This window comes from Arthrobacter sp. MDT1-48-3 (assembly GCF_054511015.1).
On record NZ_JBTNDL010000004.1, the window covers coordinates 87,065 to 102,449 of the forward strand.

The 15,385-nt window shown below is 69.5% G+C and carries 13 protein-coding genes; 6 read left to right on the top strand and 7 right to left on the bottom strand.

All coding sequences use genetic code 11. The features are described 5' to 3' along the window. Positions 1-55: 55 nt before the first annotated feature. The gene (locus ACX80L_RS10375) at positions 56-1,000 is read right to left on the bottom strand and encodes a heme o synthase (RefSeq protein ID WP_459289509.1); all 945 of its coding nucleotides are present in this window, start codon (positions 998-1,000) and stop codon (positions 56-58) included. 499 nt (positions 1,001-1,499) lie between these two features. On the opposite strand from ACX80L_RS10375, the gene tkt reads away from it, so the two are divergent. Genes tkt through pgl form a run of 6 tightly spaced genes read left to right on the top strand, consistent with a single transcriptional unit; the run spans position 1,500 to position 9,808 of the window. Continuing rightward, positions 1,500-3,686 (top strand): transketolase, encoded by a 2,187-nt coding sequence (gene tkt, locus ACX80L_RS10380; protein ID WP_133081883.1) that lies wholly within the window; start codon positions 1,500-1,502, stop codon positions 3,684-3,686. A 59-nt stretch (positions 3,687-3,745) separates the two neighbouring features. After that, positions 3,746-4,855 carry a transaldolase gene (gene tal, locus ACX80L_RS10385; protein WP_133081882.1) on the top strand — a complete coding sequence of 370 codons (1,110 nt, stop codon included), beginning with the start codon at positions 3,746-3,748 and terminating at the stop codon, positions 4,853-4,855. Between the two features lie 5 nt (positions 4,856-4,860). Beyond that, positions 4,861-6,519 carry a glucose-6-phosphate isomerase gene (locus ACX80L_RS10390; RefSeq protein WP_459289511.1) on the top strand — a complete coding sequence of 553 codons (1,659 nt, stop codon included), beginning with the start codon at positions 4,861-4,863 and terminating at the stop codon, positions 6,517-6,519. Continuing rightward, a complete protein-coding gene (gene zwf / locus ACX80L_RS10395) occupies positions 6,512-8,056 on the top strand; it encodes a glucose-6-phosphate dehydrogenase (RefSeq protein ID WP_459289513.1) in 1,545 nt (514 codons plus the stop codon). Before ACX80L_RS10390 ends, zwf begins: the two co-directional genes overlap by 8 nt. After that, the gene (locus tag ACX80L_RS10400) at positions 8,053-8,982 is read left to right on the top strand and encodes a glucose-6-phosphate dehydrogenase assembly protein OpcA (RefSeq protein ID WP_133081879.1); all 930 of its coding nucleotides are present in this window, start codon (positions 8,053-8,055) and stop codon (positions 8,980-8,982) included. The genes zwf and ACX80L_RS10400 overlap by 4 nt, the downstream gene beginning before the upstream one ends. Positions 8,983-8,986: 4 nt before the next feature. Then, a complete protein-coding gene (gene pgl, locus ACX80L_RS10405) occupies positions 8,987-9,808 on the top strand; it encodes a 6-phosphogluconolactonase (protein WP_133081878.1) in 822 nt (273 codons plus the stop codon). 77 nt (positions 9,809-9,885) lie between these two features. Here the strand turns inward: pgl and secG are convergent, their stop codons facing one another. The 6 genes from secG to whiA all read right to left on the bottom strand — a co-directional run bounded on the left by secG (position 9,886) and on the right by whiA (position 15,377). Then, on the bottom strand, positions 9,886-10,137 hold the full coding sequence (gene secG, locus ACX80L_RS10410; RefSeq protein WP_459289515.1) for a preprotein translocase subunit SecG: 252 nt from the start codon (positions 10,135-10,137) through the stop codon (positions 9,886-9,888). Between the two features lie 52 nt (positions 10,138-10,189). Next, the gene (tpiA, locus tag ACX80L_RS10415; RefSeq protein ID WP_133081877.1) at positions 10,190-11,005 is read right to left on the bottom strand and encodes a triose-phosphate isomerase; all 816 of its coding nucleotides are present in this window, start codon (positions 11,003-11,005) and stop codon (positions 10,190-10,192) included. 114 nt (positions 11,006-11,119) lie between these two features. Further along, a complete protein-coding gene (locus ACX80L_RS10420; protein ID WP_459289517.1) occupies positions 11,120-12,370 on the bottom strand; it encodes a phosphoglycerate kinase in 1,251 nt (416 codons plus the stop codon). 10 nt (positions 12,371-12,380) lie between these two features. Then, complete coding sequence (gene gap, locus ACX80L_RS10425; RefSeq protein ID WP_133081875.1) at positions 12,381-13,391, bottom strand: type I glyceraldehyde-3-phosphate dehydrogenase; 1,011 nt, start codon at positions 13,389-13,391, stop codon at positions 12,381-12,383. Positions 13,392-13,648: 257 nt separating this feature from the next. Beyond that, on the bottom strand, positions 13,649-14,278 hold the full coding sequence (locus ACX80L_RS10430; protein WP_208741084.1) for a superoxide dismutase: 630 nt from the start codon (positions 14,276-14,278) through the stop codon (positions 13,649-13,651). Between the two features lie 118 nt (positions 14,279-14,396). Continuing rightward, a complete protein-coding gene (whiA, locus tag ACX80L_RS10435; RefSeq protein WP_133081873.1) occupies positions 14,397-15,377 on the bottom strand; it encodes a DNA-binding protein WhiA in 981 nt (326 codons plus the stop codon). Positions 15,378-15,385: the final 8 nt, after the last annotated feature.

Sequence of the window (15,385 nt, forward strand, 5' to 3'; positions counted from 1 at the left end):
CCGTGCCTGCCGCCGGAGTGTCCTCGGGTCAGCCCGGCTCAGGCCGGGGGCGGGCTCAGGGCAGGATGGCCGAACCGACGAAGGGATCGATCGCGAGGGCGAGGAAGAGCACGGTGAGATAGCTGATGGAGCCGTGGAAGACCTTCATCGCGGCCTTGTTGTTCAACGCGCCCCGCTGCGCCAGGGAGTACAGCGTGTGGGACTCCCGGATGAACCAGGCGCCGCCGAGGAGGGCGGCCACGGAGTAGACCCAGCCGGCACCGGCGGGGACCAGCAGGAGCGAGCACGCCACCATGGCCCAGGCGTAGAGCACGACCTGCACCGAGACGACGCGGGCGCCGGCGATCGCACCGAGCATCGGGACGCTCGCTGCGTTGTAGTCGTCGCTGTACTTCATGGAGAGCGGCCAGTAGTGCGGGGGCGTCCAGAGGAAGATGATCAGGAACAGGACGACGGCGGGCCACTCGACGGATCCGGTGACGGCGGCCCAGGCGATCAGGACGGGCATGCACCCCGCGGCGCCGCCCCAGACGATGTTCTGCGACGTGCGGCGCTTGAGCACGAGCGTGTAGACGACGACGTAGAGGAAGATGGCGGCGACGCCGAGCAGCCCTGCGAGCGGGTTGGCACCGAACCACAGGACGGCGATCGCCACGGCACCGAGGATCCAGGAGAAAACCAGCGCCTCGCGGGGCGTGACCTCACCGGTCACGAGCGGGCGGTTCTCCGTGCGGTGCATGAGCTTGTCGATGTCGCGGTCGATGTAGCAGTTGAATGCTCCCGCGCTACCGGCCGCAAGGGCTCCGCCGACCATGGTGGCCAGGATCAGGCCGATGGGCGGGAATCCGCCCTGCGCGAAGATCATGGTGGGAAGCGTGGTCACCAGGAGGAGTTCGATCACGCGAGGCTTCGTCAGGGCGAGGTAGGCCTTCGCTTTGCGGCCGAAACCCTGACGGGCCTGCGGGAAACGTGCCGGAGCAGGAGCCTGCTGGGTCTTCACAAGGCAACACTTTCGTTTCTTCCGGAGTAAAAGACAAAGCCCATCATACCCTTTTACGCTCTGTAGAAATCGGGGCCGATCGCCGTCCCGCGGTCCTTGCGGGTACGGCTCCACCGTGTCCGCGAGGACCGGCGACAGGGACCGCGCGGTCGGCGCGGCGCGGAGGAGCGCCCCTGCAGGACTCCGGCGGTGCGGCGCCCATCAGGACGTGGCAGCGGCCGGGCCGGTCTCGTGGCTCGTCCCGCTGCCTCTCCGGCGCCGTCCGCAACCCCTTGATGTGACGGACGACATTCTTCGACTCCCACGACTGTTCGCGGGCCGGAAGGGATAGTGTGGATTCGAAAGCCCGCTGCAGAAGCCTGCCCGGAATCCCTCCGGGTTCGATGCTGTCCGCGGTCGGTGCTTGAACTCGCAGCATTCAACGGTGAACGGCCAGCCCGACGGCGTGCCTGCAAGCACCCCGTCGTCGGCCGTTCCGGACAGAGAGGGGCCCGGAAACGTGCCACAGACGCAAGAGCAGGAACTGACCTGGACCGAACTCGACCAGAAGGCGGTCGACACGGTCCGCATCCTGGCAGCGGACGCGGTGGAGAAGGTGGGCAACGGACACCCGGGGACGGCCATGAGCCTGGCGCCGGCCGCCTACCTCCTGTTCCACAAGCTGATGCGGCACGATCCGTCGGACCCCGAGTGGACCGGCCGCGACCGCTTCGTCCTCTCCCCCGGCCACACCTCGCTCACCCTCTACATCCAGCTCTTCCTGTCCGGGTACGGCCTCGAGCTCGATGACCTGAAGGCACTGCGCACCTGGGGCTCCCTCACGCCCGGGCATCCCGAGTACCGCCACACCAAGGGCGTCGAGATCACCACCGGCCCGCTCGGCCAGGGCCTCGCGACGTCGGTCGGTTTCGCCTACGGCCAGCGCCGCCAGCGCGGGATGTTCGACGCCGACGCACCGGCCGGCACCAGCCCGTTCGACCACACCATCTGGGTCATCGCCTCGGACGGCGACCTCCAGGAGGGCGTGACGGCGGAGGCCTCGTCCCTCGCCGGCCACCAGGAGCTCGGGAACCTCGTGGTGATCTACGACGAGAACCACATCTCGATCGAGGACGACACGGATATCGCCTTCACCGAGGACGTCCTGAAGCGCTACGAGGCGTACGGGTGGCACACCCAGCGCGTCGACTGGACCAAGACCGGCGAGTACGTCGAGGACGTCGCCGAGCTCTACTCCGCGCTCGTCGCCGCGAAGAACGAGACCTCGAAGCCGAGCATCGTCTCGCTGCGCACGATCATCGGCTACCCCGCGCCGAACAAGCAGAACACCGGCAAGATCCACGGCTCCGCGCTCGGCAAGGACGAAGTCGCAGCGCTCAAGGAAGCCCTCGGCTTCGACCCCGAGAAGCACTTCGACGTCGACCCCGAGGTCCTGGACCACGCCCGCGGCGTCGTGCAGCGCGGTGCCGATGCGCACAGCGCCTGGCAGGAGGGCTTCGACGCCTGGAAGGCGGCACACGCCGACGAGGCCGCGCTCCTCGAGCGCATCCAGGCCCGCACCCTGCCCGAGGGCTGGGAGGAGACCCTCCCCACGTTCGAGGCCGGCAAGGACATGTCCACGCGTGCCGCGTCCGGCAAGGTCCTCACGGCCATCGGCCCCGCCCTCCCCGAGCTGTGGGGCGGCAGCGCCGACCTCGCGGAGTCGAACAACACGACCATCGAGGGATCGCCGTCGTTCATCCCGCCGAGCCGCCAGACCAAGTCGTGGTCGGGCAACGAGTACGGCCGCGTGCTGCACTTCGGTATCCGTGAGCACGCTGCCGCGGCCATCGTGAACGGCATCGTGATGCACAGCAGCACCCGCGCGTTCTCGGGGACCTTCCTGATCTTCAGCGACTACCAGCGCCCCGCGGTGCGCCTCGGCGCGCTCATGGGCGTCCCGGCCATCTATGTCTGGACCCACGACTCGATCGGCCTCGGCGAGGACGGCCCCACCCATCAGCCGGTCGAGCAGCTGTCCTCGCTGCGGACCATCCCGGGACTCGACGTCGTCCGCCCGGGCGACGCGAACGAGGTGGCCGTCGCCTGGCGCACCATCCTCGAGAACACCGAGAACCCCGCCGGCATCGTGCTGACGCGGCAGAACATCCCGACCTACCAGCGGGGCGACGGCGCAGCCGAGGGTGACACGTTCGGTTCGGTCGAGGGTGTCGCGAAGGGCGGCTACGTGCTCGCCGAAGCACGGAACGGATCGCCCGATGTGATCCTCGTCGGCACGGGCTCCGAGGTCCAGCTCGCGGTGGAAGCCCGCGATGCCCTCGAGGCGGAGGGCATCTCCGCGCGCGTCGTGTCCATGCCGTGCCTGGAGTGGTTCAACGCCCAGGACGCGTCCTACCGCGAGAGCGTCCTGCCGCGCACCGTCCGCGCCCGCGTGTCCGTCGAGGCCGGCGTCTCGCAGAGCTGGCACGGGATCGTCGGCGACGCCGGACGCAGCGTGTCGCTCGAGCACTTCGGCGCCTCCGCCGACTACAAGACGCTCTACCGCGAGTTCGGCATCACGGCGGACGCCGTCGTCGCGGCCGCCAAGGACTCCCTCGAGGCCGTGGCCGCCGATCCGCTGGCACCGAACGGCACCGCGGCGATGCCGTCGGGCCACCGTGCCACCGAGACCGGTGACCACCAGTAGTCCCGCACCCTCCGTCAGAATCCAGCACACATTCCGCGGAAGCGGACAAGGAGCACACCATGTCAACACCCACAGCTGACCTCTCGGCCGCCGGCGTATCCATCTGGCTCGACGACCTCTCACGGGAGCGCATCAACTCGGGCGCCTTCAAGCACCTCATCGAGGACCGCAACGTCGTGGGCGTCACGACCAACCCGAGCATCTTCGCCGCCGCTCTGAAGAAGGGCGAGTCCTACGCCTCCCAGGTCGGGGCACTGGCGGAGGCCGGCGCCGATGTGGACCAGGCCGTCTTCGACATCACCACCCACGACGTCGCCCAGGCCTGCGACATCTTCGCCGAGGAGGCCAAGCGCACGCACGGCGCCGACGGCCGCGTCTCCATCGAGGTCGATCCCCGCCTGTCCCGCGACACCGCCGGGACCATCGCCGAGGCCAAGCGCCTGCACGCCAAGGTGCAGCGCACCAACGTGCTCATCAAGATCCCGGCGACCGTCGAGGGCCTCGAAGCGATCTCCTCGACCCTGGCGGCCGGTATCAGCGTGAACGTGACCCTCATCTTCTCGCTCGAGCGCTACCGCGCCGTGATCAACGCGTTCATGGTGGGCCTCGAGCAGGCGAGGGAGAACGGTCACGACCTCGCCAGGATCCACTCGGTCGCCTCCTTCTTCGTCTCCCGCGTCGATGCCGAGATCGACGCACGGCTCGACGCCGTCGGGTCCGACGAGGCGAAGGCACTCAAGGGCAAGGCGGGACTCGCGAACGCACGCCTCGCCTACCAGGTCTTCCAGGAGCAGTTCTCCTCGGAGCGCTGGCAGGTCCTGAAGTCCGCCGGCGCCAACGCGCAGCGTCCCCTCTGGGCATCGACGGGCGTCAAGGACCCTAACCTCCCGGACACGCTCTACGTCGCCGGCCTCGTCGCAGCGGACGTCGTGAACACCATGCCGGAGAAGACGCTCGAGGCGATGGCCGACCACGGCGTCGTCGAGGGCGACACCATCACGGGCACGTACGCGGAGTCCAACGAGGTCCTGAACCAGCTCGACGCGATCGGCATCTCGTACGACGAGGTCGTCGAGCAGCTCGAGACCGAGGGCCTCGACAAGTTCGTCGCCAGCTGGTCGGAGCTCCTCGAGACCGTCCAGACCGCACTCGACGCTTCGAAGGGCTGATCCCCATGGGCTCATTCGCACTGACCGCGTCCGGCGCGGCGCTCGCCGCGGTCGAGTCGGCGGTACCCGCACTCGTGCAGGAACGCTTCGCCTCCCGGCTGATGGCGAAGGACCCCACCCTGTGGGGCAGTGATGCCGAGTCCGAAGCCTCGGTCCGCCTGGGCTGGATCGACCTGTTCGAGGGCTCGCGCGCACTCCTCCCGGAGATCGCGGGCCTCCGCGCCGATCTCCTGGCCGAAGGGGTGGACCGGATCGTGCTGTGCGGCATGGGCGGCTCCTCGCTCGCGCCGGAGATCATCACGAAGGAGGCGGGCGTCCCGCTCGTCGTCCTCGACGCCACCGACCCCGACCAGGTGCGCGCTGCCCTCGAGGAGGACCTGCAGCGCACCGCGATCGTGGTGTCGTCGAAGTCCGGCTCCACCGTCGAGACCGACTCGCAGCGCCGGCTGTTCGAGCAGGCGTTCACCGACGCCGGCATCGACGCGGCGTCGCGCATCGTCATCGTGACCGATCCGGGGTCTCCCCTCGATGAGGCGTCGCACAAGGCGGGTTACCGGAAGGTGTTCAACGCCGACCCCCAGGTCGGCGGCCGGTACTCGGCCCTCACGGCCTTCGGCCTGGTACCGTCCGGCCTCGCCGGCGCGGACATCGAGACACTGCTGGACGACGCCGAGGACAGTGCGGAGTTCCTCGGCGACGACGTCGACGACAACGTCGGCCTGCAGCTCGGCGCCGTCCTGGGCGGGACCAGCCCGCTCCGCGACAAGATCGTCTTCGCCGATGCCGGATCCGGGCTGCCCGGCTTCGCCGACTGGGCGGAACAGCTCATCGCGGAGTCCACCGGCAAGCTAGGCACCGGGCTGCTTCCCGTCGTCGCCTCCAGCGGCGCACCCGAGCTCGCGGACGTGGCCGACGACGTCCTGCCCGTCCTCCTGGCCCCGTTCGACGAGGCTCCCACCGACGAGCTCACCGACGGCACCAGGCTGACTGTCAGCGGTACCCTGGGCAGCCAGCTGTTCGTCTGGGAATACGCGGTCGCCGTCGCGGGACGCCTGCTCGGCATCAATCCCTTCGACCAGCCCGACGTCGAGGCGGCCAAGAAGGCCGCGCGCGGCCTGCTGGACGCCCAGCCCGAGCCCTCCCCGGCGGCCTTCGTCGACGGCGCCGTGGAGGTGCGCGGCGACGCCGGCCTGCTCGGGTCGTCGAGCACGGTCGCGGAAGCCCTCGAGGCGCTCCTCGCCGCACTCCCCGCGAACGGCTACCTCTCGGTCCAGGCGTACCTCGACCGGCACCGGCAGGCCGCACTCGAGGAGATCCGGTCACCGCTGGCCGCCGCCACCGGCCGACCGGTCACGTTCGGTTGGGGCCCGCGCTTCCTGCACTCCACGGGCCAGTACCACAAGGGCGGCTCGCCCATCGGGGCGTACCTCCAGCTGACCGGTGCAGCGCACGAGGACCTCGCCATCCCGGACCGGCCGTTCACGTTCGGCGAGCTGATCTCCGCGCAGGCCGCGGGCGACGCCCAGGTCCTCGCCGACCATGGCCGGCCCGTGCTCCGCCTCCACCTGACGGAACGCGAGGCGGGCGTCGCCCAGCTGCGGCGCGTCGTCTCGGCCCTCGCCGCGTCCGGCCGGGACGAGCGGGGAACGGACGGGCATGCCTGACGGCACGACGGCGAGAGCCACCAATCCGCTGCGCGACCCCCGGGACAGGAGGCTCAGCCGGATCGCCGGCCCGTCCTCGCTCGTCCTGTTCGGTGTGACCGGTGACCTCGCCCGGAAGAAGCTCATGCCGGCCATCTACGATCTCGCGAACCGGGGGCTCCTGCCCCCGAGCTTCGGCCTCGTCGGCTTCGGCCGCCGGGACTGGAGTAACGAGGAGTTCGTGGAACAGGTGAAGGACTCTGTCACGCAGCATGCCCGCACGCCGTTCAACGAGACCGTCTGGGAGCAGCTCTCCGCCGGCATCCGCTTCGTCCGGGGCGAGTTCGACGACGACGACGCCTTCAAGAACCTCAGGGAGTGCATCGAGGAACTCGACCAGAGCAGGGGGACCCGGGGGAACCACGCGTTCTACCTCTCGATCCCGCCCAACGCGTTCGAGGCCGTGTGCCAGAAGCTCTCCGAGCACGGCCTGGCGCAGCCCGACGACGGCCAGTGGCGCCGCGTGGTCATCGAGAAGCCCTTCGGGCACGACCTCGAGTCCGCGCGGGAGCTGAACAGCATCGTCGAGGAGGTCTTCCCTCCGGACGCGGTGTTCCGGATCGACCACTACCTGGGCAAGGAGACGGTTCAGAACATCCTGGCCCTGCGCTTCGCCAACCAGCTCTTCGAGCCCCTCTGGAACGCGAACTACGTCGACCACGTGCAGATCACCATGGCCGAGGACATCGGGATCGGCAGCCGCGCAGGCTACTACGACGGTGTGGGCGCTGCCCGCGACGTCATCCAGAACCACCTGCTCCAGCTGCTCGCCCTGACGGCCATGGAGGAACCGATCTCGTTCGACGCCGACCACCTCCGGTCCGAGAAGGAGAAGGTCCTCGCGGCCGTCTCCCTCCCCGCCGACCTCACCGGCCGGTCCGCCCGCGGACAGTACGAGGCCGGCTGGCAGGGCGGGGAGCGCGTCAACGGCTTCCTCGAGGAGGAGGGCATCCCGGCCGACTCCACGACGGAGAGCTTCGCCGCGCTCCGGCTGGACATCAACACACGCCGCTGGGCCGGCGTCCCGTTCTACCTGCGCGCCGGCAAGCGACTGGGGCGCAGGGTCACGGAGATCGCCGTCGTCTTCAAGCGGGCCCCGAACCTCCTGTTCCGGGACCACAACGAGGAGGATTTCGGCCAGAACGCGGTCGTCATCCGGGTCCAGCCCGACGAGGGCGTCACGATCCGCTTCGGCTCCAAGGTGCCCGGCACCCAGACGGAGGTCCGCGACGTGACCATGGACTTCGGGTACGGGCACTCGTTCACAGAGTCCAGCCCCGAGGCCTACGAGCGACTCATCCTCGACGTCCTGCTCGGTGAGCCGCCACTCTTCCCGCGCCAGCAGGAGGTGGAGCTGTCCTGGCAGATCCTCGACCCGTTCGAGAAGCACTGGGCATCCCTCGACGGCCAGCCCGATCCCTATGTCCCGGGGAGCTGGGGTCCCGCATCCGCCGACGAGCTGCTCGCAGCCGATGGACGAACCTGGAGAAGGCCATGATCGTAGAGCTTCCCGACACCACGACCTCCAAGGTGTCCAAGGAGCTGATGGCGATGCGCGAACGCGGCGGCGTCGTCGCCCTCGGGCGCGTGCTCACCCTCGTCGTGATCACGAGGTCGGGACAGGAGGAGGAGGCCATCGACGCGGCGAACGAGGCCAGCCGCGAGCACCCGTGCCGCATCATCGTCCTCGCCGAGGGATCGCCGGACGAGCCGACACGCCTCGACGGCCAGATCCGCGTCGGCGGCGACGCCGGCGCCTCCGAGGTGATCGTGCTGCGCGGTTACGGGGAGCTCTCCGACGAGAACGAGTCGCTGGTGTCCGCCCTCCTGCTGCCCGACGCGCCGATCGTCGCGTGGTGGCCGCACGGCGTGCCCGAGGCCGCGTCCCAGACGTCGATCGGCAGCATCGCGCACCGCCGGATCACCGACTCCGCCAACGAGCCGGACCCGACGGCGGCGCTGTTCAACATCCGCAGCACCTACGCCGCGGGCGACACCGACCTCGCTTGGACGCGCCTCACCAACTGGCGCATCCAGCTCGCAGCCGTGCTGGACCAGCTCGAGGGCGACCAGCCGATCACGGCGGTCACCGTCGAGGGCGCGTCGGACTCCCCCAGCACCGTCCTGCTGGCCGCCTGGCTCACACGGGCGCTGGACGCGCCCGTCGATATCACCGCGGGGCCGGCGGGCACCGGACTCAAACGCGTGCGCCTCATGCGTGACGGTGGGGACATCGAACTCCACCGTCCGCACCACGACGTCGCCGAGCTGCACCAGCCGGACCAGCCCGTCCAGCGCATCTCGCTGCCGCGGCGGGGCCTGCGCGACTGCCTCGCCGAGGAGCTGAGGCGGCTCGACCCCGACGAGGTCTTCGGAGAGGTCATCACCGAAGGACTCGCCCTGACCAACCTGAGGAGCGTGTGACCGTATGAGCGCTGAACCGAAAGTCAGCATCCATCCTTCCCCGACATCCCTGGCGGCGGCCGTGGCGGCGCGACTGATCACGCGCCTGGTCGATGTGCAGAGCGACCGCGGCACGGCCACCGTGGTCCTCACGGGCGGCTCGATCGGCACGGCGGCCCTGCAGGCCGTCGTGGAATCACCGGCGCACACGGCGGTCGACTGGGCGAACGTGCACTTCTGGTGGGGTGACGAGCGGTTCCTGCGCGCCGAGGACCCGGACCGCAACGCCGTCCAGGCGCGCACCGCGTTCCTCGACCGTGTCGCCGTCGACCCCGTGAAGATCCATGAGTTCGGCTCGAAGGACGAGTTCCCCGACGAGGACGCGGCCGCCCTCGACTACGCCGAACAGCTGGCGGCGGCCGCGAAGGCCGAACGCGCGGCGGACGAGGACGCGGTACAGCCCGATCCGCGCCTGCCCCGCTTCGACGTCCTCCTGCTCGGTGTCGGACCCGATGCGCACGTCGCCTCGCTCTTCCCGGAGATGGCCGGCATCCGCACCAAGGGCGAGACGACCGTGGGGGTCGCCGATGCACCCAAGCCTCCGCCGCAGCGCATCTCGCTGACGCTCGAGGCGATCAACACCGCCCAGGAGGTCTGGCTGTCCGTCAGCGGCAGCGACAAGGCCGGTGCTGTGGGACTGGCCCTCGCGGGAGCCGGCCATGTCCAGGTCCCCGCCGCCGGGGCGCGCGGGGTGCGGAAGACCCTGTGGCTGATCGACCAGGACGCGGCACAGAAGCTGCCCGGGCGCCTGATCGACCACGAGGACGAGGAGGAGTCCGTCGGCTGACGACGGCCCGTCGATGACGAAGGCCCCCGCTTCCTGCTGGAAGCGGGGGCCTTCTCCGTACGGTCGTGTGCTGTGCCCTACGACTCGCCGGCGAAACGCTGGATGAGGCCGAGGGCCACGATGACCACGCCCCACGCGAGTCCGAGGGCCACCGTGAACCGGTTGAGGTTGCGCTCGGCAACCCCGGACGATCCCATGCTCGAGGTCATGCCGCCACCGAACATGTCCGACATACCACCGCCACGTCCCTTGTGGAGCAGGATCAGGAGGGTCAGCAGGAGACTCGTGATCCCGAGCAGGACGAGCAGGATGATACGGATGATTTCCACGGGGCCCTTTCAAGGCTCGGTAGCCGCTCAGCGGAGCGGCCGGCGCACGGAACTAGTCTGTCACCAGATGCTGTTCGAACCTGACAATACTAGCAAACTCGGACACGTCGAGGCTCGCACCGCCGACGAGCACGCCGTCGACGTCGCGCTCCTTGAGGATGCTCGCGGCGTTCGCCGCCTTCACCGAGCCGCCGTAGAGCAGGCGCGTCTTCGAGGCGGTCTCCGCATCGAAGAGGGAGCCGAGTTCGGCGCGGATGGCGGCGCACATCTCCTGCGCGTCCTCCGGTCCGGCGACCTCACCCGTACCGATGGCCCAGACAGGCTCGTACGCGACCACGAGGGCGGACGCCTGTTCCGGCGTCAGGCCTGCGACGCCCTGGCGGAGCTGCTCGAGCGTCGAGGCGACATGCGTTCCGGCCTGCCGGATCTCGAGGCCCTCGCCGACGCACAGCACGGGCACCAGTGCATGGCGGTAGGCGGCGTGCACCTTCCGGTTGAGCAGCGCGTCCGACTCGGAGTGGATCGTCCGCCGTTCGGAGTGTCCGACCAGCACGTAGGTGCAGTCGAGCTTGGCCAGGAACTGACCGGAGATGTCCCCCGTGTACGCGCCGGAATCCTCGGGTGAGAGATCCTGGCCGCCGTAGACGACGTCGAGGTTGTCACCCTTGACGAGCGTCTGGACGCCGCGCAGATCGGTGAAGGGCGGGAAGACCGAGACCTCGACGCGCGAGAAGTCGTGGCCCGCGTCATCGAGGGTCCAGGCCAGCTTCTGCAGGAAGGTGATGCCCTGCATGTGGTCCAGGTTCATCTTCCAGTTCCCCGCGATGAGCGGGCGGCGGTCGAAGGCGCCGTTGGTCGAGGTGGTCATCGTCCTACTCCATCTGTTCGTTGCATGGGGGCGGGATCCGCGCGGCCTCGGCCCCGCGGATCCCGCTCTTCCTGTGCGCCCGTTGCCGGGCGGTCGATCGTCCCCGCCCTCCCGCTAGTCGCGGGCGAGAGCCGTGAGGCCGGGCAGTTCCTTGCCTTCGAGGTATTCCAGACTCGCGCCGCCACCGGTCGAGATGTGCCCGAACTGGTCGTCGGCGAAGCCGAGGCCGCGGACGGCAGCGGCGGAGTCGCCGCCGCCGACCACGGTCAGGGCGCCGTCCGCCTGTGCGTCGACGAGGGCCTGGGCGACCGCCCGGGTACCGCCGGCGAACGCCTCGAACTCGAAGACGCCCATCGGCCCGTTCCAGAAGACGGTTCTCGCCTCGGCGATGTTCGCGGCGAAGTCCGCACCCGTCACGGGGCCGATGTCGAGGCCGATGCCGGTCGCTCCGTACGTCCCCGACTCGATGGCGTCCGCGGCGACAACGCCCGAACCGGCGTCGGCGGCGAACTTCTCCGCCACGACGATGTCGGTCGGGAGGACGAACTGCGTGCCGTCACGGGAGCCCCGCTCGAGGTAGCCGCGAACGGTCTCGATCTGGTCCTCCTCGAGCAGGCTCGCGCCCACCTTATGGCCCTGGGCCGCGAGGAACGTGAACAGCATGCCGCCGCCCACGAGGATGCGGTCCGCCGTGCCGATCAGGTTCTCGATGACGGCCAGCTTGTCGGACACCTTGGAACCGCCGAGCACGACGACGAAGGGCCGCTGCGGATCCTTCGTCAGCCGCTCCAGGACCACGAGTTCGGCCTTGACCAGATCACCCTGGTAGGACGGCAGCAGCGCGGCGATGTCGTACACGCTCGCGTGCTTCCGGTGCACCGCACCGAAGGCGTCGTCCACGTAGGCGCCGTCCGGGCCGGCCAGGTCCGCGATCTCGCGGGCGAAGGCCGACCGCTCGGCGTCGTCCTTGCTCGTCTCACGCGCGTCGAAGCGCACGTTCTCGAGGACGAGCACCTCCCCCTCGGCCAGGGCTGCGGCCGCGCTGCGGGCACCCTCACCCGTGGTGTCCGGCGCGAGCGTGACCGGGAAGTCCGCGAGGTCCCGGAGGACGTCCACGGCCGGCTCGAGCGAGTACTTCTGCTCGGGTGCGCCCTTGGGCCGTCCGAGGTGCGCCAGGACGATCACGGCCGCCCCTGCCTCGCTCAGCCTGCGGAGAACGGGCAGGGACGCGCGTACGCGGCCGTCGTCGGTGACCTTCAACTCCGGGACGTCGCCCTCGAGGGGCACGTTGAGGTCCGAGCGCACGAGGACACGGCGTCCGCGGACGCCTTCGGCGAGGAGGTCGTCGAGCGTTGCGTAAGCCACGGGCGATCGCCTAGGAGAGCTTGGCAGCGACGATTTCGGTCAGGTCGACCAGGCGGTTCGAGTAGCCCCACTCGTTGTCGTACCAGCCCACGACCTTGACCTGGTTGCCAAGGACCTTCGTCAGTCCGGAGTCGAAGATGCACGACGCCGGATCCGTCACGATGTCCGAGGAGACGATCGGGTCCTCCGTGTAGGAGAGGTAGCCCTTGAGCGAACCGTCGGCAGCGGCAGCCTTGTAGGCGGCATTGACCTCGTCGGCGGTGACCTCGCGGCCCAGGGTGACCGTCAGGTCGGTGGCCGAACCGGTGGGGACGGGAACGCGGATGGCGTAGCCGTCGAGCTTGCCCTTGAGCTCCGGCAGGACGAGGCCGATCGCCTTGGCCGCACCCGTGGAGGTGGGCACCATGTTGATCGCTGCGGCCCGTGCGCGGCGGAGGTCCTTGTGCGGGCCGTCCTGGAGGTTCTGGTCGGCGGTGTACGCGTGGATCGTCGTCATGAGACCGCGCTCGATGCCGAAGGAGTCGTTCAGCACCTTGGCGAGCGGGCCGAGGCAGTTCGTGGTGCAGGACGCGTTCGAGATGATGTGGTGGTTCTCGGGGTCGTAGTCGCCGTCGTTGACGCCGAGCACCACGGTGAGGTCCTCGTCGGACGCTGGGGCGGAGATCAGGACCTTCCTGGCGCCGGCATCGATGTGCTTCTGCGCGTCGGACGCCTTGGTGAAGAACCCGGTGGACTCGATCACGATGTCGACGCCGAGGTCCTTCCAGGGCAGGTTCGCGGGGTCGCGCTCGGCCAGTACCTTGACGCGCTTGCCACCGACCACGAGGTCACCGCCGTCGACCTCGACGGAGGCCTTCAGGCGGCCGGTCACGGAGTCGTACTTCAGCAGGTGGGCGAGGGCCTCGGGGCTCGTCAGGTCGTTGACGGCAACGATCTCGAGGTCTGCACCCTGCTCGAGGGCCGCGCGGAAGTAGTTGCGACCGATGCGGCCGAAGCCATTGATTCCAACACGAGTAGTCACTGGTTTCCATCTCCTTCATAGGTGGTGCCGCCGCGATGACCCTTCTCGGGTGATGCCGGCGACGAATAAATCTGGTACCGGGCACACCTTCGTGCCGAAGTGAATCGGGTCCTGCTGGCTCCCTGCGGAGCGGTGTCCGTCGCCGGAGCCGTGCGGGGACGCGTCCCTGCACGGCTCCAACCTTACTCAGCGCGGCGTTCCGCACGCACTCCGGACGTGGATCGCCCCGGTTGCGCGGGGCGTGTTGTGGTGGCCGGTCAGCGGCCGGGCGTGATGAGCACCGAGGCGCCGGTGCGTGCCGCCTGGAAGCGGGTCTGGACGTCGGCCCAGTTCACCAGGTTCCACCAGGCCTTAACGTAGTCGGGCTTGACGTTGACGTAGTCCAGGTAGAAGGCGTGCTCCCACATGTCCAGCATCAGCAGCGGCACGGTGCCCACGGGGACGTTGCCCTGCTGGTCGTAGAGCTGTTCGATCACGATGTTCTGGCCGAGCGGCTCGTAGGCGAGCACGGCCCAGCCGGAACCCTGCAGGGAGGTGGCGGCGGCCGTGAAGTGGGCGCGGAACGCGTCGAAGGATCCGAACGCGTCGTCCAGGGCCGCGGCCAGTTCACCCTCGGGCTTGTCGCCGCCCTCGGGGGACATGTTCTTCCAGAAGATGCTGTGGTTGATGACGCCGCCGACGTGGAAGGCGAGGTCCTTGGAGAGCTTGGGAATGGTCCCGAACTGCCCGGTCGCGCGGGCCTCGGCGAGCTGGGCGAGGGCGTCGTTGGCGCCCTTGACGTAGGTGGCCTGGTGCTTGGAGTGGTGCAGCTCCATGATCCGGCCCGAGATGTGCGGCTCCAGGGCCGCGTAGTCGTAATCGAGATCCGGCAGTACGTATTCGCTCACGTAGTCCTCCATGTAGTGGTCCCAGGTGCCGGCGCGCCCGTCGACTCCAGCGGGAGCCCGGACGGCAGGCGGCCCACCTGATCAGAAGCGGGCTTGTCGTTCCATCCTATGCACTTCTTCACTCGTCGAGCATGTCCGCGGTCACATTCGCATCGGTCCCCGGGATCCCGATGTCCGACGCCCTCTTGTCCGCCATGGCGAGCAGGCGCCGGATGCGGCCGGCGATGGCGTCCTTGGTCATGGGCGGGTCCGCCAGGCGGCCGAGTTCGTCCAGGCTCGCCTGCTTGTGGGCCACCCGCAACTCCCCCGCGTAGCGCAGGTGTTCGGGCACCGTCTCGCCGAGGATCTCGAGGGCACGCTCGACGCGCGCGCCCGCGGCCACGGCGGCCTGTGCCGACCGGCGCAGGTTGGCGTCGTCGAAGTTCGCGAGGCGGTTCGCCGTGGCCCGCACCTCCTTGCGCATCCGGCGCTCCTCCCACACCATGAGCGCGTCGTGCGCGCCCATGCGCGTCAGGAGGGCGGCGATGGTGTCGCCGTCGCGGATGACCACGCGGTCCACGCCGCGCACCTCCCGCGCCTTCGCGGCGATGTCGAGCCGCCGTGCTGCCCCGACGAGTGCCAGGGCGGACTCCGGGCCGGGGCAGGTGACCTCGAGGGAGGAGGAGCGGCCGGGTTCCGTCAGGGAGCCGTGTGCGAGGAACGCGCCGCGCCAGACGGCCTCGGCGTCCGCCGTCGAGCCGTTGACGACGGCGGACGGCAATCCCCGGACGGGGCGGCCACGGCTGTCCAGGAGTCCGGTCTGGCGGGCGAGGGACTCCCCTTCGCGCACCACGCGCACCACATAGCGGTTGCCCCGCTTGAGGCCGCCGCCCGAGACGACGATGATCTCGCTGTTGTGCCCGTACACCTCGGCGATGGTCGCCCGGAGCCTGCGCGCCGTCGAGGCGAGGTCCACCTCGGCCTCGATGACGATCCTGCCGGAGATGATATGGAGGCCCCCGGCAAATCTCAGCAGCGCGGACACCTCGGCCTTGCGGACCGAGGACTTCTTGACGTCGAGGTGGGACAGCTCCTCTTTGACATCGGCGGTCAGGGCCACAGATACAC

Coding starts and splice junctions, on each gene's coding strand:
- pgl (WP_133081878.1), top strand. CDS start 8,987: ATGAGCGCTGAACCGAAAGTCAGCATCCATCCTTCCCCGACATCCCTG.
- tal (WP_133081882.1), top strand. CDS start 3,746: ATGTCAACACCCACAGCTGACCTCTCGGCCGCCGGCGTATCCATCTGG.
- zwf (WP_459289513.1), top strand. CDS start 6,512: ATGCCTGACGGCACGACGGCGAGAGCCACCAATCCGCTGCGCGACCCC.
- ACX80L_RS10400 (WP_133081879.1), top strand. CDS start 8,053: ATGATCGTAGAGCTTCCCGACACCACGACCTCCAAGGTGTCCAAGGAG.
- tpiA (WP_133081877.1), bottom strand. CDS start 11,005: ATGACCACCTCGACCAACGGCGCCTTCGACCGCCGCCCGCTCATCGCG.
- ACX80L_RS10390 (WP_459289511.1), top strand. CDS start 4,861: ATGGGCTCATTCGCACTGACCGCGTCCGGCGCGGCGCTCGCCGCGGTC.